At 63.3% G+C, this 17,681-nt stretch carries 19 protein-coding genes; 11 read left to right on the top strand and 8 right to left on the bottom strand.

Going from position 1 to position 17,681, the window contains the following annotated elements; all coding sequences use genetic code 11:
- Positions 1-16: 16 nt before the first annotated feature.
- The 3 genes from ABDW57_RS21330 to ABDW57_RS21340 all read left to right on the top strand — a co-directional run bounded on the left by ABDW57_RS21330 (position 17) and on the right by ABDW57_RS21340 (position 4,553).
- Positions 17-1,786: a glutamine--tRNA ligase/YqeY domain fusion protein gene (locus ABDW57_RS21330; RefSeq protein WP_343732163.1), complete on the top strand. Its 1,770-nt coding sequence runs from the start codon at positions 17-19 to the stop codon at positions 1,784-1,786.
- Positions 1,787-2,002: 216 nt separating this feature from the next.
- On the top strand, positions 2,003-3,757 hold the full coding sequence (locus ABDW57_RS21335; protein WP_343732220.1) for a CHASE domain-containing protein: 1,755 nt from the start codon (positions 2,003-2,005) through the stop codon (positions 3,755-3,757).
- Positions 3,758-3,866: 109 nt separating this feature from the next.
- Entirely contained in the window at positions 3,867-4,553 is a 687-nt protein-coding gene (locus tag ABDW57_RS21340) for a glycine-rich domain-containing protein-like (RefSeq protein ID WP_343732164.1), read from the top strand.
- Between the two features lie 73 nt (positions 4,554-4,626).
- Here ABDW57_RS21340 and ABDW57_RS21345 read toward each other — a convergent pair whose 3' ends face one another.
- The 3 genes from ABDW57_RS21345 to ABDW57_RS21355 all read right to left on the bottom strand — a co-directional run bounded on the left by ABDW57_RS21345 (position 4,627) and on the right by ABDW57_RS21355 (position 6,288).
- Positions 4,627-4,866, bottom strand: coding sequence for a hypothetical protein (locus tag ABDW57_RS21345; RefSeq protein WP_092278423.1), 240 nt, complete (start codon positions 4,864-4,866; stop codon positions 4,627-4,629).
- A gap of 140 nt (positions 4,867-5,006) precedes the next feature.
- Complete coding sequence (locus tag ABDW57_RS21350; RefSeq protein WP_343732165.1) at positions 5,007-5,255, bottom strand: hypothetical protein; 249 nt, start codon at positions 5,253-5,255, stop codon at positions 5,007-5,009.
- A gap of 151 nt (positions 5,256-5,406) precedes the next feature.
- Complete coding sequence (locus ABDW57_RS21355; RefSeq protein ID WP_343732166.1) at positions 5,407-6,288, bottom strand: SDR family oxidoreductase; 882 nt, start codon at positions 6,286-6,288, stop codon at positions 5,407-5,409.
- A 12-nt stretch (positions 6,289-6,300) separates the two neighbouring features.
- Here ABDW57_RS21355 and ABDW57_RS21360 point away from each other — a divergent pair, with 12 nt between their 5' ends.
- The 4 genes from ABDW57_RS21360 (at position 6,301) to ABDW57_RS21375 (ending at position 9,732) form a co-directional block, all read left to right on the top strand.
- Positions 6,301-7,326, top strand: coding sequence for a CDP-6-deoxy-delta-3,4-glucoseen reductase (locus ABDW57_RS21360; RefSeq protein WP_343732167.1), 1,026 nt, complete (start codon positions 6,301-6,303; stop codon positions 7,324-7,326).
- A 64-nt stretch (positions 7,327-7,390) separates the two neighbouring features.
- Positions 7,391-8,629 carry an MFS transporter gene (locus ABDW57_RS21365; RefSeq protein ID WP_343732168.1) on the top strand — a complete coding sequence of 413 codons (1,239 nt, stop codon included), beginning with the start codon at positions 7,391-7,393 and terminating at the stop codon, positions 8,627-8,629.
- A complete protein-coding gene (locus ABDW57_RS21370; protein WP_343732169.1) occupies positions 8,626-9,291 on the top strand; it encodes a DUF1345 domain-containing protein in 666 nt (221 codons plus the stop codon). The genes ABDW57_RS21365 and ABDW57_RS21370 overlap by 4 nt, the downstream gene beginning before the upstream one ends.
- Positions 9,292-9,360: 69 nt before the next feature.
- On the top strand, positions 9,361-9,732 hold the full coding sequence (locus ABDW57_RS21375) for an HPF/RaiA family ribosome-associated protein (RefSeq protein ID WP_343732170.1): 372 nt from the start codon (positions 9,361-9,363) through the stop codon (positions 9,730-9,732).
- A gap of 13 nt (positions 9,733-9,745) precedes the next feature.
- On the opposite strand, the gene ABDW57_RS21380 is transcribed toward ABDW57_RS21375, so the two are convergent.
- Positions 9,746-10,525 (bottom strand): helical backbone metal receptor, encoded by a 780-nt coding sequence (locus tag ABDW57_RS21380; RefSeq protein WP_343732171.1) that lies wholly within the window; start codon positions 10,523-10,525, stop codon positions 9,746-9,748.
- Positions 10,526-10,622: 97 nt separating this feature from the next.
- Here ABDW57_RS21380 and ABDW57_RS21385 point away from each other — a divergent pair, with 97 nt between their 5' ends.
- On the top strand, positions 10,623-11,624 hold the full coding sequence (locus ABDW57_RS21385; protein WP_343732172.1) for a GGDEF domain-containing protein: 1,002 nt from the start codon (positions 10,623-10,625) through the stop codon (positions 11,622-11,624).
- On the opposite strand, the gene ABDW57_RS21390 is transcribed toward ABDW57_RS21385, so the two are convergent.
- Entirely contained in the window at positions 11,576-12,142 is a 567-nt protein-coding gene (locus tag ABDW57_RS21390) for a DUF5610 domain-containing protein (protein WP_343732173.1), read from the bottom strand. The genes ABDW57_RS21385 and ABDW57_RS21390 overlap by 49 nt on opposite strands.
- Positions 12,143-12,204: 62 nt before the next feature.
- Here ABDW57_RS21390 and sbcB point away from each other — a divergent pair, with 62 nt between their 5' ends.
- The gene (gene sbcB, locus ABDW57_RS21395; RefSeq protein ID WP_343732174.1) at positions 12,205-13,647 is read left to right on the top strand and encodes an exodeoxyribonuclease I; all 1,443 of its coding nucleotides are present in this window, start codon (positions 12,205-12,207) and stop codon (positions 13,645-13,647) included.
- A gap of 109 nt (positions 13,648-13,756) precedes the next feature.
- Here sbcB and pyrF read toward each other — a convergent pair whose 3' ends face one another.
- Complete coding sequence (pyrF, locus tag ABDW57_RS21400) at positions 13,757-14,578, bottom strand: orotidine-5'-phosphate decarboxylase (protein ID WP_343732175.1); 822 nt, start codon at positions 14,576-14,578, stop codon at positions 13,757-13,759.
- 94 nt (positions 14,579-14,672) lie between these two features.
- On the opposite strand from pyrF, the gene ABDW57_RS21405 reads away from it, so the two are divergent.
- The gene (locus tag ABDW57_RS21405) at positions 14,673-15,437 is read left to right on the top strand and encodes an SDR family oxidoreductase (RefSeq protein WP_343732176.1); all 765 of its coding nucleotides are present in this window, start codon (positions 14,673-14,675) and stop codon (positions 15,435-15,437) included.
- Here the strand turns inward: ABDW57_RS21405 and ABDW57_RS21410 are convergent.
- Together ABDW57_RS21410 and ABDW57_RS21415 are read right to left on the bottom strand one after the other, a co-directional pair.
- Positions 15,434-15,856, bottom strand: a complete 423-nt coding sequence (locus ABDW57_RS21410) for a MarR family transcriptional regulator (protein WP_343732177.1) — start codon at positions 15,854-15,856, stop codon at positions 15,434-15,436. The genes ABDW57_RS21405 and ABDW57_RS21410 overlap by 4 nt on opposite strands.
- Positions 15,853-16,704: an alpha/beta hydrolase gene (locus tag ABDW57_RS21415; RefSeq protein WP_343732178.1), complete on the bottom strand. Its 852-nt coding sequence runs from the start codon at positions 16,702-16,704 to the stop codon at positions 15,853-15,855. The genes ABDW57_RS21410 and ABDW57_RS21415 overlap by 4 nt, the downstream gene beginning before the upstream one ends.
- Positions 16,705-17,067: 363 nt before the next feature.
- Between ABDW57_RS21415 and ABDW57_RS21420 the strand changes: the two genes are divergently transcribed.
- The gene (locus ABDW57_RS21420; protein WP_343732179.1) at positions 17,068-17,460 is read left to right on the top strand and encodes a VanZ family protein; all 393 of its coding nucleotides are present in this window, start codon (positions 17,068-17,070) and stop codon (positions 17,458-17,460) included.
- The last annotated feature ends 221 nt before the right edge of the window (positions 17,461-17,681 follow it).

Here is a 17,681-nt window from a genome sequence, read left to right on the forward strand (position 1 = left end):
CACAGCCAACTTTCAGATGAGCAACGATAAAAACAGCCCAGCGCCAGCACTACCATCCAATTTCCTGCGCGCCATCGTCGAACACGACCTCGCGGCCGGTACCCACGTCCGCGACGGCATGCCCAGCGTCATCACCCGCTTTCCGCCTGAACCGAACGGCTACCTGCACGTGGGCCACGCCAAGTCCATCTGCCTGAATTTTGGGCTGGCGCGCGATTATCAAGGCCGCTGCAACCTGCGTTTCGACGACACCAATCCGGCCAAGGAAGAACAGGAATACGTCGACACCATCATCGACAGCGTGAAATGGCTGGGCTTTGACTACGATTACCCACAGAAAGACGGCTCGGTCGAGCACCACCTGCACTACGCCTCGGACTATTTCGAGCAGCTGTACCAGATGGCCGAATGGCTGATCGAGCAAGGCTATGCCTACGTCGACAGCCAGTCGGCCGAAGACATGGCGGCCAACCGCGGCAACTTCAGCACCCCGGGCACCAACTCGCCGTTCCGCAACCGTCCGGCGGCCGAATCGCTGCAACTGTTCCGCGACATGCGCGCCGGCAAATACGCCGACGGCGAGCACATCCTGCGCGCCAAGATCAGCGAAGATGCCATGGCCTCGCCCAACATGAATATGCGCGACCCGGCCATCTACCGCATCCGCCACGCGCACCACGTGCGCACCGGCGACGCCTGGTGCATCTACCCGATGTATGACTACACGCACCCGATTTCGGACGCGCTGGAAAACATCACCCACTCGATCTGCACGCTGGAATTCCAGGACCACCGGCCGTTCTACGACTGGCTGCTGGAAACCCTGTCGAAAGGCGGCTTCTTCAAGCTGCCGGTGCCGCGCCAGTACGAATTCTCGCGCCTCAACCTGACCTATGTGGTGACCTCCAAGCGCAAGCTGCGCCAGCTGGTGGAAGAAAAGATTGTCGACGGCTGGGATGACCCGCGCATGCCGACCATCGTCGGCCTGCGCCGCCGTGGCTATACGCCGGAGTCCATTCATCTGTTCTGCGAGCGCATCGGCGTGACCAAGGCCGACGGCTGGATCGACATGAGCACGCTGGAAGGCTGCGTGCGCGAAGACCTCGATCCGAAGGCGCCGCGCGCCACCGCCGTGCTGCGTCCGCTCAAGCTGATCATCGACAATTATCCGGAAGGCCAGACCGAAGAGTGCAGCTCGCCGGTCCACCCGCACCACCCGGAAATGGGCGTGCGCACCTTCCCGATCTCGCGCGAGCTGTGGATCGAAGAGGAAGACTTCATGGAAGTGCCGACCAAAGGCTATTTCCGCTACTACCCGCCGATCGGCGACAATCCGGGCAGCCGCGTGCGCCTGCGTCACGGCTATGTCACCGAATGCGTCGGCTACGACAAGGATGAAAACGGCAAGGTCATCGCCGTGCACGTGAAGTACTTCGAGGATTCCAAATCCGGCACGCCGGGTTCGGACAACTACAAGGTCAAGGGCAACATCCACTGGGTGTCGGCCGCTGCCGCGCTGGAAGCCGAGGTGCGCCTGTACGACCGCCTGTTCACCGACGCCCAGCCGGACGCCGGCGGCAAGGACTTCCTCTCGCTGCTGAACCCGAACGCCAAGGAAGTGGTGCAAGCCTACCTGGAGCCGGGCATGGCGGCCGCGCAGGCCGACCAGCGCTACCAGTTCGAACGCCACGGTTACTTCGTGGCCGACCGCGTTGATTCGCAGCCAGGCAAGCCGGTGTTCAACCGCATCGTCACCCTGAAGGATAGCTGGGGGCCGGCCAAGTAAGCCTGTCCTGCCCTTATCAAACAACGGCACCTGCGGGTGCCGTTTTTTATTAACACTCCGTATAGGACAAATGCAATTTTTATAAAATTGCTTGACGGCTTGAACCAGTATTTCCTATATTCAAAAAACTATCGGTTGCACAAAGGGCGAGCAGTGCCTGCATTTCCCGGACTTAAACAGCTGTTGTCCTCTTCACGCCCCGCGTGGTGGGCCGGGGTGCTGTTGTCCTCCGCGATAGGCGGATTGTTCTACCTGGCGGCCGCCAAGACCATCGAGTATGACGCCGGCGAGCGCTTCATGCATCAGGCGCAGAACGCCCAGTACAACATCAACTCGCGCATCAACGCCTACACCGACGTGCTGCGCAGCACGGCCAGCTTCTTCCATGCCGCCGAACAGGTCGACCGCAGCAGCTTCCACCGCTACGTCAGCGGCCTCAACATCGAGCGCCAGTTCCCGGCGCTGGACAATATCAACTACGCCCAGTACGTGCGCCACGCCCAGCGGCCCGCCTTTGAAGCGGACCTGCGCCACAAAGCCGGCGACGCCGCGCTCGGTTATCCCGAGGTGACCACGGTGTCGCCGCCGGAGGCGCGCGACGAGTACTGGGTGCTGACCATGATCGAGCCGCTGGCCGAATTCCGCGAAAAGATCGGGCGCGACATCGCCTACCGCGCGCCGGTGGCGCGCGCGCTGGCGCAAGGCCGCGACAGCGGCGCCATGAGCGCTTCCGGCACGCCGATCGACAGCGTGCACCAGCCGCTGGGCGCCGGGCTGGCGCTGCGGCTGCCGGTGTACCGCAAGGACCTGCCGCTCAACACCGTCGAGCAGCGGCGGGCCGCCTGCATCGGCTCGGTGGGCATCGGCTTCAGCGTACCGCGCCTGGTGCAGGCGGCGCTGGAGCAGATGCAGGTGCGCGACGCCCGCCTGGTGCTGATCGACAGCGGCGACAGCATCACGCCGCGCCAGCCGGTGCAGCTGTTTGACAGCAAGCCCGACAGCGCGACGCTGGCCGCCGCCGACCAGTTCAACGTAGTGCTGCCGATCGACTTCAACAACCGGCATTGGAATGCCCATTTCAGCGCGCCCAAGGCCAGCTGGTACAGCCGCTTCGACAGCTGGCTGCCGTGGATGGCAATGGCGTCCGGCTTCACCGGTTCGCTGCTGTTTTTCCTGCTGTTCCACACCCTGTCGTCGTCGCGCATGCGGGCGGTCAAGATGGCCAAGGAGATGACGCGCGAATTGCGCAACAGCCAGGCCCGCTTGCAGCAGTCGCACCACAAGCTGCGCCGCCTGGCCGCGCACTCGGACCAGATCAAGGAGCAGGAGCGCAAGCGCATCGCGCGCGAGATTCATGACGACCTCGGCCAGAACCTGCTGGTGCTGCGCATCGATGTCGACCTGCTGACCTCGCGCACCCGCCACCGCCACCCGCGCCTGCATGCGCGTGCGTTGCACATGCTGGGCCAGATCGACAGCAGCATCAAGAGCGTGCGCCACATCATCAACGACTTGCGGCCGACCGTGCTGGACCTGGGCTTGAACGCGGCGGTGGAATGGCAGATCGCCCAGTTCCGCGCGCGCTCCGGCATGGTGTGCGAGCTGATCGATCACGACACCGACATCCGCGTCGACGACCATTGCGCCACCGCGTTCTTCCGCGTGCTGCAGGAATCGCTCAGCAATATCCTGCAGCATGCCCACGCCAGCCTGGTGCGGGTGGAACTGCGCCAGGCCGACGGCAAGCTGAGCATGACCATCAACGACAACGGCATCGGCGTCCACGACGCCCAGCGCAACAAGGCCGGCTCCTTCGGGCTGGTCGGCATCGAGGAGCGCATCAGCCTGCTGGGCGGCACCTGCTCCATCACGGGCAGCCCGAACGGCGGCACCACGGTGGCGGTTTCGGTGCCGACCGGCGCCGGCGCGGTGCCCCACACCATCACCGAGGCGATCGATCTGACGCTGTGAATTTCTTTTCAAACATTGATTAACCTCAAGGAACACTTGTCTCCCATGGGCAAAATCAAGCGTGTCTGTTGCTTCTTTCAACCCGCATCAATACGCAAAGGAAATCCTGATGAATGCCCAAGACATGCACGCCATCGCCGCCCTTGACCTGGAACCGATCAAAGTCAAGCTGATGCATGAGGAGTCCGGCGAAGGCTGGACGCTGGAACGCGCCAACGCGGTGGAATTCGAGTACCGCCGCTTCCTGTACCTGATGAAAAAATTTCCCAACGAGCAGACCGCGCCGCTGGTGGACGTGGACACCTTCTGGCATTACCACATCCTCGACACCATGAAATACGCCGCCGATTGCGACGCCGTGTTCGGCCACTTCCTGCACCACTTCCCCTACATCGGCCTGCGCGGCGAAGATGACGAGGCGGCGCACGTCCGCGTCGGCATGCGCATGAAGGAACTGTACGAAGCCACCTTTGGCGAGGATTATGTGCGCGCGGATGCGCCGGCCAAGGCCGCCCACTCGGGCGTGGCGGCGGCGTCGTTCGCGCATTCGGGCGTGGTGGGCACGCGGTTCGCGCACTCGGGCGTGGCGGGCGCGAAAATCGCGCACTCCGGTGTGGCCGGCGCGCAGGTGGCCCACTCGGGCGTGGTGGGCGCCCAGGTCGCCCATTCCGGCGTGGCGGCGGCCAGCTTTGCCCACTCGGGCGTGATCGGCGCCAGCGCGCTGCAGGCCGAAGCAGTGATCGCCGCGGCTCAGCAGTCGAGCTTTTACAGCCAACGCCCGCGCCTGACCACCTGACCAGCGACGGGACGAAAAAAAACGGCGCTGACTGGAAAGTGGGCGCCGTTTTTTTTTATCGTCCGTCCGGAAATCAGGACGCCATCATTTCGCGCAGTTCGCGAATGCTGAAATCGCTGATCTCGTGCATGCGGATCAGGATGGTGGCGCCGATCGGCAGCGTGTTGTGACGGATTTTGGAGATGACCGGTGGCGCCACTTCCAGCGCGCGCGACAGGGCGGCATCGTTTTTCAGCTGCAGCTTTTCAATGATCGCGTCCAGCACGCGGTTCGGGTTGTACGTAGGCGATGCGGTGATTTCTTTCAGGGACATGATATTTAGCAGGTTTCTTCGCCGCCTTTGGAAAAAAAACGACACAAAACCAATAAGAGTGAGAATTGGATAGATTCTAACCCTATTTTTTATGCTATGGCGAACTTTGTTGTAAAAAAAAGTATCAAACCATGTAAAGATCAGCTCGGCTGACGGACGCCAGCCGCCAGGAAACACCACTCGACCGCCATCAAAGTGGCCAGTTGTGCAATGGTGCTGGGAAGAAACAACGTAGAGGAGGAGAAGTGATCAGACGCGTCGCCGTAATGCCAGCCCAACTGCCGGCGGATTTCTTCCGGCATGGGTGGCGGGCGATGGCAAAACTCGCGCTGACGCTGGGCCATGTAGGCGCGGACTTGCTCCTTGGTTGGCTGCGAACTGGCTACCATGCGCGCACTCCTTCTTGGAAGATGGCTGACATTATCTTATCACGCGCGACGACTTGCTTGATCCTCGTCAAACGTGCAACTTATAATTTTGTCATAAAAAACTGACACCAGAATTACATTTCATTAATCATCATTACTTCTTTACATAACTTTACAACCCCTGCAGCAAGGCCCCGACGGTCGGATAGCGCAAGCGCACACCCAGCTCGCGTTTGATGCGGCCATTGCGCAGGCGGCGCGACTCTGACATGAACGACAGCAGCGCCGGCGTGACCACCTGCTGCAATTCGGCCCGCGGCAGGCGCGGCGGACGCGGCAAGCCAAAGGCATCCGCCACCGCGTCGAAATACTGCGCCATCTTCATATCGCTGTCATCCACCGCATGGTAGATACGGTTAGCCAACGCACGAAACAGGGCCCGGGCGATAATTGCCGCCAGGTCGTCGGCGTGGATATGGTTGGTGTAGACGTCATCCGCCTCGATCAGGGCCGGCGTGCCCTGCTGCAGACGCTTGAGCGGCAGGCGGTCGGCGGCGTAAATCCCGGGCACGCGCAGGATGGACAGCGCGGCCCCGCTGCGGCGCGCCCAGCCGCGCAACACGCGTTCGGCGTCAACCCGGCGCAGCGCGCGCGGGTTGCGCGGCGCGGTCGGACGGCTCTCGTCGAACAGCGCGCCGCCACAGTCACCATAGACACCGGTGGTGCTGACATAAACCAAGCGTCCTTGCTCGGGTAAAATGGCGGTCAAATTGCGCGTGCGGGTATCCAGTGCGCCCTCGGCAGGCGGCGGCGCCAGGTGGATCACCCACGGCGCCAGCCCGGCCAGACGGCGCAAACTGGCGGGCTGATCGAGATTGGCCACCAGCGGCACCGCGCCGGCGGCCCGCAATTCGGCGCAGCGCTCCTGCTGGCTGGTGGTGGCAAACACGCGGAAATGAGCGGTCAGCAGCGGCAACAGGCGCATGCCGACATCGCCACAGCCGACGATCAGCACGCGCGGCCGGTGGAATTTGTGATTTTTGAAGTTTTTCATCTGAAAGATTGTATGACGTTTCAAATAACTGTACAGCCTAGCGGCCATCAATTCAGCTGCGAGGAAGACGAAACCATCCTTGCGGCCGCCATGCGCGCCGGCATCGGCCTGCCTTACGGCTGCAAGAACGGCGCCTGCAGCTCCTGCAAGGGCAAGGTGGTGGCCGGCGCGGTGCGTCACAAGGCGCACCAGGAGCGCGCCCTGACCAAGGACGAGGAAGCGGCTGGCTACGCGCTGTTCTGCTGCGCCACCACCGAGGCCGACCTGGTGATCGAGGTGCGCGAAGTGGCCGGCAGCGACGACTATCCGATCCGCAAGATGCCGTCGCGCGTCAGCACGCTGGAAAAAGTGGCGTCGGACGTGATCATCATGACGCTGCAACTGCCGGCCAACGAAACGCTGAAATTCCGCGCCGGCCAGTACATCGAATTCATGCTGCGCGACGGCAAGCGCCGCAGCTACAGCATCGCCAGCGCGCCAGAGCAAGGCCAGCCGCTGGCCCTGCACATCCGCCACATGCCGGGCGGCCTGTTCACCGACCAGGTGTTCAGCACCATGAAGGAACGCGACATCCTGCGCTTTGAAGGGCCGATGGGCACCTTCTTCGTGCGCGAGGATTCGGACAAGCCGATGGTGCTGCTGGCGTCCGGCACCGGCTTTGCGCCGATCAAGGCCATCGTCGAGCACCTGCGCGCGCAAGGCTCGACCCGCCAGATGACGCTGTACTGGGGCGGCCGCCGGCCGCAGGACCTGTACATGGATGCGCTGTGCCGCGAATGGGCCAACCAGTTGCCGAACTTCCAGTACGTGCCGGTGCTGTCCAACCTGCTGCCGGAAGACCACTGGGCCGGCCGCACCGGCTTTGTGCACCAGGCGGTGATGGCGGACTTGCCCGACCTGTCCGGCTACCAGGTGTATGCCTGTGGCGCGCCGATCATGGTGGAATCGGCCAAGCAAGACTTCGTCGCCCAGTGCGGCTTGCCGGAGGATGAATTCTACGCCGACGCCTTCACCACCGAAGCCGACATCCACAAATAAGCATGCAACCCGCAGGGCCTTTCGGGATGCAGCGTCCCAAGCGGCCCTGCTCCTGAAAGTCCCAATGTCAGACAGTTCTTCCCACAACGGCTTCAGCGTCCTGCGCCACCGTAACTTCACACTCTACCTCTCCGCCCGTACCCTGGCCACCCTGGCCGTGCAAATGCAAAACGTCGCCATCGGCTGGCAAGTCTATTCGATGACGCACAACCTGTTCGACCTGGGCCTGATCGGCCTGGCGCAGTTCCTGCCGTTCCTGCTGCTGATCCTGATCGCCGGCCACGCCGCCGACCGCTACGACCGCCGCAACCTGATCGCACTGGCCATGGGCGCGCAGCTGCTGTGCGGCCTGATGCTGCTGGGCTTCACCTACACCGGGCTGAGCGCCGTATGGCCGGTGTTTGCCGTGCTGGTGCTGTACGGCAGCGCGCGCGCCTTCATGGGGCCGGCCACGCAGGCCATCCTGGTCAACCTGGTGCCGCAGGAAAGCTTCAGCAAGGCGGTGGCATTGAGTTCGTCCAGCTTCCACGTGGCGGTCATCCTCGGCCCCACGCTAGGCGGCCTGTTCTACCTGGCCGGGCCGAAAACGGTGTATATGATTTCCTCCGCCCTGCTGCTGGCGGCGGTGGTCATGATGTCGCTGGTGAAGTCGGTCAAGCAGGCCAGCGCCAGCGGCCCGGCTTCCTGGCACACGGTGCTGGAAGGCTTGCGCTTTGTGTGGAACAAGAAGGTGGTGCTGGGCGCCATCTCGCTCGACCTGTTTGCCGTGCTGTTCGGCGGCGCCACCGCCCTGCTGCCGGCGCTGGCGCATGACGTGCTGCATATCGGCCCCGGTGGCCTGGGCGCGCTGCGCACCGCGCCCGGCATCGGCGCTGCGCTGTGCTCCATCGTGCTGGCCTTCTTCCCCATCACGCGCCGTGTCGGCGCCTGGATGCTGGGCGGCGTGGCGGTGTTTGGCGTCTGCACCATCGTGCTGGGCGCCACCACCAGCTTCATCGTTGCGCTGGTCGCGCTGTTCCTGATGGGCGCCGGCGACATGATCAGCGTCTACGTGCGCCACCTGCTGGTACAGTACGAAACGCCGGATGAGATACGCGGCCGCGTCAGCGCGGTCAACTCGGTGTTCATCGGCGCCTCGAATGAGCTGGGCGAATTTGAATCCGGCATCACTGCCGGCTGGCTGGGCCTGACGCGCGCCGTACTGTTCGGCGGCGCTGCCACGCTGGCCGTGGTGGGCGCGTGGACCGTGCTGTTCCCGGTGCTGTCGCGCATGGACCGTTTCCCGCACGAGGATAAAAAATGAAACTGCGCCTGCCGCTGCCCGCCATCATCCACAGCCGCCCGCACCTGAGCACGGCCATCGTGCTGGCGGCGGCGACGGCCCTGTTGCTGCCGGACGCCTGGCCCTGGGTCACGCAAGTGCTGGCCTGCTGGGACGTGCTGGTGTGGAGCTACCTGGCCATGATGGTGTGGATGATGGTGCAGGCCGACCACCACGACATCAAGCGCGCCGCCTGCAAGCAGGATGAAAAAGGCCCGGTGATCCTGGCCGTGCTGTCGCTGGCCGTGATGCTCAGCCTGGCCGCCATCGTCTCGCAACTGGCCACCACCAAAAATCTGCCGGACGAAACACTGGCGCTGCGCTACGGGCTGGGCGTGCTGACGCTGATCGGCTCCTGGTTCATGGTCGGCATCATGTTCTGTTCGCATTACGCCCACCTGTACTACACCGACGACAGCGGCGACAAACCGCTCGGCTTCCCGGACCGTGACCTCACGCCCAACTACTGGGATTTCCTGTACTTCTCGTTCACCATCTGCGTGGCGGTGCAGACCTCCGACGTCACCGTGCGCAACCGCCGCCTGCGGCAGGTGGTGCTGGGCCAGTCGGTGCTGTGCTTCTTCTACAACCTGGCCATCCTCGGCCTGTCCATCAACACCGCCGCCTCTTTGCTCAATGGGTGACTTATTTAACGTGCACTTAAGGCAGGAAGGAGTAAGATGGTTACGCAGTTCAACAACAGGAGCAAGCGTATGCAAATCCAAATCAATACCGACAAAACCATCGATCGTCATTCTGGTCTTGACGAACACGTGCAATCTGTCGTGAGCAATGCCCTCCACCGCTTCGGCGAGCAAATCACCCGCGTCGAAGTCCATCTCAGCGATAACCTGGGCCAAAAGTCGGCCGACGGCGATAACCGCTGCCTGATGGAAGCACGTCTTACCGGTCTTCAACCTATTGCCGTCAGCGACCATGCGGCCACCCTGCACCAGGCCATCAGCGGCGCCACCGACAAGCTGAAACGCGCGGTCGACAGCGCGGTGGGCAAGCTGCATGACAACAAGCGCCATGCCGCCGGCGTGGCCACGGCCTCGGCTGCCGTCGTCGCCGACGAGGAGTAAACGGACGCGGGGGCTAGCGCTGCGCCAGCTCCCGCAAGTATTTCAGGCCCTGCAGCGAACGGCTGCCGTACCACGACATCATTTCCCCATCCACCAGCAGCACCGGCTTGCCGATCTGCCGCTCCAGCACGTCCGCATGGGCCTCGGTAAAGCGATACGGCTCGCTCGACAGCAAGACGCCGTCTATGCCCGCAATCAGCTCGGACGACCAGCGGAATTCCGGGTAGCGCGCGGCGCCCAGGTCCGGCACGCTCCAGCCGATTTCTTCCAGCATGCGCGCGATGTAGGTGTCTTGCGAAATCGTCATCCACGGGTCCTGCCATATGCAATACAACATCTTTTGCGGCGGCCCTTTGGGGGCGGCCTGCAGCAGCGCGTATTCCGTCTCAAACGCGGCGCACCACTCGGCGGCCGGCCGCGCGCGGCAGAATATCCCGCCCATCAGGCGCGCCAGTTCCAGATTGTCGCGCGGACGCATGGGATGGGTGACCACGATGTTGGGCACGAATGCGGCCAGCGCGTCGGCGGTCGGCTTTTCGTTTTCATCGATATTCAGCACCACATGGGTCGGCGCCAGCTTGCGGATCTTGTCCAGATTGACATCCTTGGTGCCGCCCACCTTGGGAATGGACTGCACCACATCCCAAGGATGGATGCAGAAACCGGTGCGCCCCACCACCTGTCCGGCCAGCCCCAGATCGCACAGCAGCTCGGTAATCGACGGCACCAGCGAGACGATGCGCGCCTCTGGATACGGTTGATGCTCAATGCCCAGCGCGTCAATGTAAGCCATGTTGTATCCCGTCAGGTTGCGATGCCGATATTGAAGCACTCCTCACCGCATTCGTGCAACAATATGACTACTATTGAACCATCGATTGCTTTTTTGCATGAAACAAATCAGTACCTTCGGCTCATCGAGCTACCAGATCAGCGATTTGCAGCTGCTGCGCAACTCCAACGATGACGCCGCCGTCGCGAGGCTGCTGGCACACTGCCCCATCATGCAACTGGAAGCCGATGAAGCCGTCACCGAATCCGGCCGCGCGCGCCTGTACATCCTGCTGCGCGGCGCCCTGTCGGTGGCCAGCGATACCCGCACCGGCATGGCCGACGGCACCATCAGCAAAATCCTGCCGGGCGAAAGCGTGGGCGAGCAATCGGTGCTGGATGAGGAAGCCAACCTGTCCAGCATCGTCGCGCTGGAGCAGAGCCAGGTGCTGGTGGTCGAGGCCGACCTGGTGTGGCAGCTGATCGATGAATCGAATGTGCTGGCGCGCAACCTGCTGCGCCTGCTGTCCTTCCGCATCCGCGCCGCCAACGCCCAGTTGCGCCGGCGCCAGAAGCTGGGCGAGTTCTACCGCCAGCTGTCGATGATCGACGGCCTGACCGGCCTGTACAACCGGGCCTGGCTGAACGACCTGCTGCCGACCATGGTGGCCACCGCGCACGGCTCCAACGCCCCGCTGGCGCTGATCATGATCGACCTCGATCACTTCAAGAAATTCAACGACAGCCACGGCCACCTGGCCGGCGACGAAGCCTTGCGCTCGGCCGCGCAGGTGCTGAGCGGCGCCTTGCGTCCGACCGATTTTGCGGTGCGCTACGGCGGCGAGGAAATGATGGTGCTGCTGCCCGATACCAGCGACAAGGTGGCGGCGTCGGTGGCCGAGCGCCTGTGCGAGCGCATGCGCCAGGCCAAGGTGTTTGGCGACATGCGCCTGCCGCTGCCGCACATCACCGCCTCGCTGGGCGTGGCGGTGCTGCAGCCGCAGCAGAACGAGCACGACCTGATCGCCAGCGCCGACGCGGCGCTGTACCGTGCCAAGGAAAACGGCCGCAATCAGGTTGCGGCCGAAGCCTCTGGTTCTGCTTCGGCCGGCTTGGGCTGATGGGCGGCGATGAAATCGGCAAAGCCTTGCTGCACCAGATCGTAGGTCTTGTCGATATTGCTGGCGATGTCGCCATTCAGCACCTTCAGGCCTTGCAGCACGTCGCGCGCCTCCTTGAAGCCCTGGTCCACGCCTTTTTTCAGCGTATTGATGAAGTTATTCAGCGTTTCAGTCTCATCCCCGCCGGGATGCTGCTGTTTATAGGCTTCGTAAAATGCGGTGGACAACGATACAATGCGGCTCGCGGTGCCTTCCGGCGTATTGTCCTGCGACACGGCGTTCTGGATGGCGTTATCGCCAAAATCGTCCTTGAGCGCCTCGTTAATGCCGGTCAGCGCGGTTTTCAGCACCACCGACAAGGGTTCATTGGAAGAATTAAGCGATACCGTCAAGGAAGCTTGTACGATAGACACGTTTAAGTCCGCCTTGGCCCGGGCGGCCGGCGACAGCGGCTTGTCATCCTTGGACTGGACCGCGGCGGCCGTATTGCCTGAAGTAGCAGAGACTGGAGTAGCCATAATATTGCTCCTCATTGAACACGCTGGAATTATCGGCAGAATTTAAAATTACTGTAGCACCTATGACCAATCAGACCTTCCTCTGGCACGACTACGAAACCTTTGGCGCGGTGCCGCGTCGCGACCGTCCGGCCCAGTTTGCCGCGATCCGCACTGACGCCGACCTGAACGAGATCGGCGATCCGATCATGCTGTACTGCAAGCCGGCCAATGATTTCCTGCCCGATCCGCAGTCCTGCCTGATCACCGGCATCACGCCGCAGCAATGCCTGGAATGGGGCGTGCCGGAGCACCAGTTCGCGGCCACCATCGAGCAGGCGTTCTCGCAGCCGGGCACCATTGGCGTGGGTTACAACACCATCCGCTTTGACGATGAGATCACCCGCTTCATGTTCTGGCGCAACCTGATCGATCCGTACGCGCGCGAGTGGCAAAACGGCTGCGGCCGCTGGGATCTGCTGGACGTGGTGCGCATGACCTATGCCCTGCGTCCGGATGGCATCCAGTGGCCGGCCAGGGAGGACGGCAAGCCCAGCTTCAAGCTGGAAGACCTCGCCAAGGCCAACGGCCTGCTGCACGAAGCCGCGCACGATGCGCTGTCCGACGTGCGCGCCACGATTGCGCTGGCGCGGCTGATCCGGCAGCGCCAGCCGAAGTTGTTCGACTTCTGCTTCGCGCTGCACAAGAAAGACCGCGTGGCCGACGAGATCGGCATGCACCTGGCGGCCAATCTGCGCCAGCCCTTCCTGCACGTGAGCGGCATGTTCCCGGCCGAGCGCGGCTGCATCGCCCTGGTCTACCCGCTGGGCACGCATCCGACCAACAAGAACGAAATCATCGTCTGGGATTGCAGCTACGATCCGAGCGAGCTGTACACGCTGGATGCGGACACCATCCGCACCCGCATCTTCACCCGTTCGGAGGCGCTGCCGGAAGGCATGACGCGCCTGCCGGTCAAGAGCATCCACCTGAACAAATCGCCGATGCTGGTGTCCAACCTGAAGACCTTGTCGCCGGCCATGGCGGCCCGCTGGGGCATTGATCTGGAACAGGGCAAGGCGCATGCGGCCATTGCCGCGGCCGGCCGCGATCTGGCGCAGGTATGGGAAGAAGTATTTTACCGTCCGGCCGGCGAGCCGCTGGATGTGGACGAGGATCTGTATAACGGCTTCATCAGCAAGGAAGACCGGCGCCTGCTGGACAGCTTGCGCCGTGAATCGCCGGCGCGGCTGGCGGTGGCGTCGCCATCGTTCAGCGATGGGCGGCTGGCCGAACTGCTGTTCCGCTACCGCGCGCGCAACTTCCCGGAGACCCTGTCGGACACCGAAATGGAGCATTGGGAACAGCACCGCGCCGCGCGCTTCTACGAAGGCGCGGGCGGCGCGCGCACCATAGACGATTTCTTCGCCAGAATCGATGAGCTGCAGCAGCACGCCGACGAACGCGCCGAGCAAATCCTTGGCGAGCTCTACGAGTATGCCGAGCTAGTCGCACCGCCGCATTAACACTCCGGGGTCAGGTCCGTCATTTCTACACGACCTCAACCGTACGCAAGCGTACGGTTGAGGTCGTGTAGAAATGACGGACCTGACCCCGGAGTTTTGACCCCGGAGTTTAGGTGCGGTGGTGGTTGATGGCGTCGCGCGTTTCCTGGGCGACGCGGCGTGCCGCCATGGCGAAGTCCTCGCCGGCCTGCGGCGGCGCATACAGGATGGCGCGCGAGGAGTTGATCATCATGCCGCTGCCATTCGCGCTGCGGCCCGATTTGACGGTCGCGGCGATGTCGCCACCCTGCGCGCCAATGCCCGGCACCAGCAGCGGCATGTCGCCCACAATCGCGCGCACCTGCGCCAGTTCTTCCGGGAAGGTGGCACCCACCACCAGCGCGCACTGGCCATGCTGGTTCCACTTCTGCGCCACCAGCTGCGCCACGTGCTGGTACAGCGGCTTGCCGCCCACATCCAGGAACTGCAGGTCCGAACCGCCAGCATTCGAGGTGCGGCACAGGATGATCACGCCGCGCTCGCTCCATTCCATGTACGGCTCGACCGAATCAAAGCCCATGTACGGGTTGACGGTCACCGCATCGGCGCCGTAGCGGTCGTAGGCCTCCCGCGCATACTGGCGCGCGGTGGCGCCAATGTCGCCGCGCTTGGCGTCCATGATCAGCGGAATGTGCGGGTAGTTGGCGCGCACGTAGTCGCAGATCTGCTGCAGCTGGTCTTCCGCGCTCAGGGCGGCAAAGTAGGCGATCTGCGGCTTGAACGAGCACGCCAGGTCGGCTGTCGCGTCGATGATCTCGCGGCAGAAGTGGTAGATGCCTTGCGGGTCATGCTGGAACTGGGCCGGCAGCTTGGCCATGTCCGGATCGAGACCGACGCACAGCAGGGAGTCGTTAGCCGTCCACGCGGCGGATAATTTGTTGATAAAAGTCACGACGGCCCCCTAATGAAAATTGCAAACCCTCTATTGTAACCCGCCCACCGGTGGCTGTTAAAATTTGCCATCTCCACCCAAGAAAGACACCCCCATGAAATTATCGAACAAAGTCGCTGTCGTGACCGGCGCCACCCAGGGCATCGGCCTGGCCTGCGCCCAGCGCATGATTGCCGAAGGCGCCAAGGTCATGTTGGTGGACATCAAGCCGGAAGGCGCCGAGGCCGCCGCCAAGCTGGGCGAACACGCCCGCTTCTTCGCCGCCGACGTCAGCCAGAAGGCCGATGTCGATGCCATGGTGGCCGCCACCGTCGCCGCCTTCGGCCGCATCGATATCCTGATCAACAACGCCGGCGTCACCCACGCCGCCAATTTCCTCGACCTGTGCGAGGAGGATTTCGACCGCGTCATGCGCATCAACCTGAAGTCCATGTTCCTGTGCGGCCAGGCGGTGGCGCGCGTGATGGTCAAGCAGCACAGCGGCGCCATCATCAATATGTCCAGCGTGAATGCGGAACTGGCGATCCCGAACCAGGTGCCGTACGTGGTGTCGAAGGGCGCGATCAACCAGCTGACCAAGGTTATGTCGCTGAACCTGGTGTCGCACGGCATCCGCGTCAACGGCATCGGCCCCGGCACCATCCTGACCGAGCTGGCCAGGCAAGCCGTGATGGCCAGCCCGGAATCGCGCCACACCATCTTGTCGCGCACGCCGATGGGCCGCTGCGGCGAGCCGGAAGAAGTGGCGTCGATCGCCGCCTTCCTCGCCAGCGACGACGCCAGCTACATGACCGGCCAGACCCTGTATGTCGATGGCGGCCGCCTGGCGCTGAACTACACGGTGCCGGTCCAGGACTAATTCCCGGCCAGCGTGGCCGCCTGCTCCAGCCAGCGCGCCACCACCGCCAGCTCGGCCGCCGTGAAGCCGGCCGTGAGATGGTGGTTCATTTCATCCAGCAGACGGCGCGACTGGCGGCTGGCGCGCTCGCCATCGGTGGTCAGGCGCAGACGGGTGGCGCGGCCGTCGCTGTCATCGCCGGCGCGCTCGATCAGGCCGGCCGCCTGCATGCGCTTGGACAGGTTGGTCACGGCCGCCGGCGCCACCTGCAAGGCCTCGGCAATCTCCCCGATCTTGGCGTCGCGGTGCGCCTCCAGAAAGAACAACAAGCCGACCTGGGCCGAACTGATGCCCTCCCACGCATTGGGACGCGTTTCCACCCAGCGCTGCAAAGCGCGCTGGGCCCGGTTCAACAGGAATCCAAACCGTGGCGCGCTCATGCCGCCGCCAGCAGCCAGTTGCCCACCTGCGGCCACAAGGCACTGGCGCTGCGCTGGCGGAAAAAGCCCATGTGGCCGATGGCCGGCAGGCCCGCCTCGACCGGCGCCACATGGCGGCGCTCGATCTGCGCATGGATCAGCGGCCGCAACAGCAGATCCATGGCATGCCGATTGGCCCAGGGATCATCCTCAAAGCCCAGCACCAGCAACGGCAGGCGCACGCGCGCCGCGCGCCGCGCGGCGTCCATGGCCGGATCGTCGTAGAAATACTGCGGCAAGGTGGTCCAGCGGCTCCATTGCAGCATCACCGGCCCCGGCAGGTCTTCGCCCAGCCCCAGGCGGCGTCCGGGCATATAGCCGAACAGGCGGCACAACAGCGGCGCCAGCAGCCGCATCACGCACCACACCCGTAGCCGCTCCACGGCGCCGCGGATGGTGCGGGTAACGCCGGCATGGGCCGCCACCAGGACCGCCGCGCGCAAATGCGGCGTGGCCGACGACAACGCGATCGCATGGCCGCCAACGCTGTGCCCCACCGCCAGCAGCGCCAGCGCCGGAAAGCGCGCAGCCGCCCAGCGCGTCACGGCGCCGACATCCTCCTCCATCCAGTCGGCCATGGAAACGGCGCAATCGCGCAGGGAGCCGCGCCGCGAGCGCCCGGTGCCGCGGTAGTCGTAGGTCAGCACGTGCAGGCCCAGCCCGTGCAGATAGGTGGCGAACGCCTGGTAGTAGCGTTGCGTCACGGCGGTGGCCGGATGCAGCAGCACCACGGCGCGCGGCTGCGCGGCCTGCCACAGGGTGGCCGCCACCACGCCGGCGTCCGCCACGGGAATGTCGAATTGCTCCATATACCTCGCCCGAATTAGTTAACGTGTTAACTAATTTAGTGCGGAGCACGGCCGCTGTCAACCGCGAGGACAGAGTTATGTCCTAACCTGATGACTGGTATCTGAAACAACAATTAGACACATATCTGGCGACGCAGCATAATTACACCTGTCTCCACTATTCTCCTCCAAGAAAATAGTTTTAAGCCCGCTCCCAGACAGCGGGCTTTTTTTTTGCGTGCTGTCATGATGGCGTCACAAAGGCTGCCTATACTGGCTACATCTTAAGTACATGCAACCGATACGCATGACTGAAGAAAAGGCGCGCCGGGCCTGCCCGGTGCGCCACTCCCGTTTTCTCGCAGCGCATGGTATCGTCTGCCCATGCTCAAACAAATCCTCCTCACCACTTCCCACGCCCGCCTGCGCTACTGGACCGCCATCGTGCTGTACCTGCTGATCCTGATCCTGGGTTCGATTCCCGGCGCGCGCCAGGACATCGGCCAGGTCGCGACCGGCGTGATCCTGCATTCCATCGCCTACGCCGGCCTGGCTTTCCTGATCTACACCGGCAGCCGCGGCAGCCTGGCCCAGCGTGCAGTCAAGGCCGTGCTCACCATCGCGCTGATGGGCGCGCTAGACGAGTTTGTGCAAAGCTTCTTCCCGTACCGCCACGGCGCAGTGTCGGACTGGCTGGTGGACTGCAATGCGGCGGTGCTGGCGTCGGCTTTCATGTGGGTTCTGTGGAGTCGCTATCGCATCCTTCCAGCAAACTGACCGGACCGGTTGCGAGCTCCACGTCCAGACGCATTTCCTGGAGTTGTTCGGCCTTGGCCACGCGAACCAAGCCGTGCAGTGCATGAAGAAAAAAGTGCCGGGTGCGAACATCATTGCAAGTGGCATCAATTAACTCTTCGATAATAGTGTCTGTCACGCGTGTCAACATATCGATGTCCTTTAAAGTGATACCGGACAATTATTGCGTGTAGGTAGCATGT

Source organism: Duganella sp. (assembly GCF_039595735.1).
In the GTDB taxonomy this organism is placed as follows: domain Bacteria; phylum Pseudomonadota; class Gammaproteobacteria; order Burkholderiales; family Burkholderiaceae_D; genus Rugamonas.

What these genes read in the sequence shown, in the direction of transcription:
- ABDW57_RS21415 (WP_343732178.1), bottom strand. Translation starts at nt 16,704, where the DNA reads ATGGAGCAATTCGACATTCCCGTGGCGGACGCCGGCGTGGTGGCGGCC.
- ABDW57_RS21355 (WP_343732166.1), bottom strand. Translation starts at nt 6,288, where the DNA reads ATGAAAAACTTCAAAAATCACAAATTCCACCGGCCGCGCGTGCTGATC.
- ABDW57_RS21390 (WP_343732173.1), bottom strand. Translation starts at nt 12,142, where the DNA reads ATGGCTACTCCAGTCTCTGCTACTTCAGGCAATACGGCCGCCGCGGTC.
- ABDW57_RS21410 (WP_343732177.1), bottom strand. Translation starts at nt 15,856, where the DNA reads ATGAGCGCGCCACGGTTTGGATTCCTGTTGAACCGGGCCCAGCGCGCT.
- sbcB (WP_343732174.1), top strand. Translation starts at nt 12,205, where the DNA reads ATGACCAATCAGACCTTCCTCTGGCACGACTACGAAACCTTTGGCGCG.
- ABDW57_RS21330 (WP_343732163.1), top strand. Translation starts at nt 17, where the DNA reads ATGAGCAACGATAAAAACAGCCCAGCGCCAGCACTACCATCCAATTTC.
- ABDW57_RS21380 (WP_343732171.1), bottom strand. Translation starts at nt 10,525, where the DNA reads ATGGCTTACATTGACGCGCTGGGCATTGAGCATCAACCGTATCCAGAG.
- ABDW57_RS21350 (WP_343732165.1), bottom strand. Translation starts at nt 5,255, where the DNA reads ATGGTAGCCAGTTCGCAGCCAACCAAGGAGCAAGTCCGCGCCTACATG.
- ABDW57_RS21345 (WP_092278423.1), bottom strand. Translation starts at nt 4,866, where the DNA reads ATGTCCCTGAAAGAAATCACCGCATCGCCTACGTACAACCCGAACCGC.
- ABDW57_RS21370 (WP_343732169.1), top strand. Translation starts at nt 8,626, where the DNA reads ATGAAACTGCGCCTGCCGCTGCCCGCCATCATCCACAGCCGCCCGCAC.
- ABDW57_RS21375 (WP_343732170.1), top strand. Translation starts at nt 9,361, where the DNA reads ATGCAAATCCAAATCAATACCGACAAAACCATCGATCGTCATTCTGGT.
- ABDW57_RS21405 (WP_343732176.1), top strand. Translation starts at nt 14,673, where the DNA reads ATGAAATTATCGAACAAAGTCGCTGTCGTGACCGGCGCCACCCAGGGC.
- ABDW57_RS21420 (WP_343732179.1), top strand. Translation starts at nt 17,068, where the DNA reads ATGCTCAAACAAATCCTCCTCACCACTTCCCACGCCCGCCTGCGCTAC.
- ABDW57_RS21365 (WP_343732168.1), top strand. Translation starts at nt 7,391, where the DNA reads ATGTCAGACAGTTCTTCCCACAACGGCTTCAGCGTCCTGCGCCACCGT.
- ABDW57_RS21360 (WP_343732167.1), top strand. Translation starts at nt 6,301, where the DNA reads ATGACGTTTCAAATAACTGTACAGCCTAGCGGCCATCAATTCAGCTGC.
- ABDW57_RS21340 (WP_343732164.1), top strand. Translation starts at nt 3,867, where the DNA reads ATGAATGCCCAAGACATGCACGCCATCGCCGCCCTTGACCTGGAACCG.
- ABDW57_RS21385 (WP_343732172.1), top strand. Translation starts at nt 10,623, where the DNA reads ATGAAACAAATCAGTACCTTCGGCTCATCGAGCTACCAGATCAGCGAT.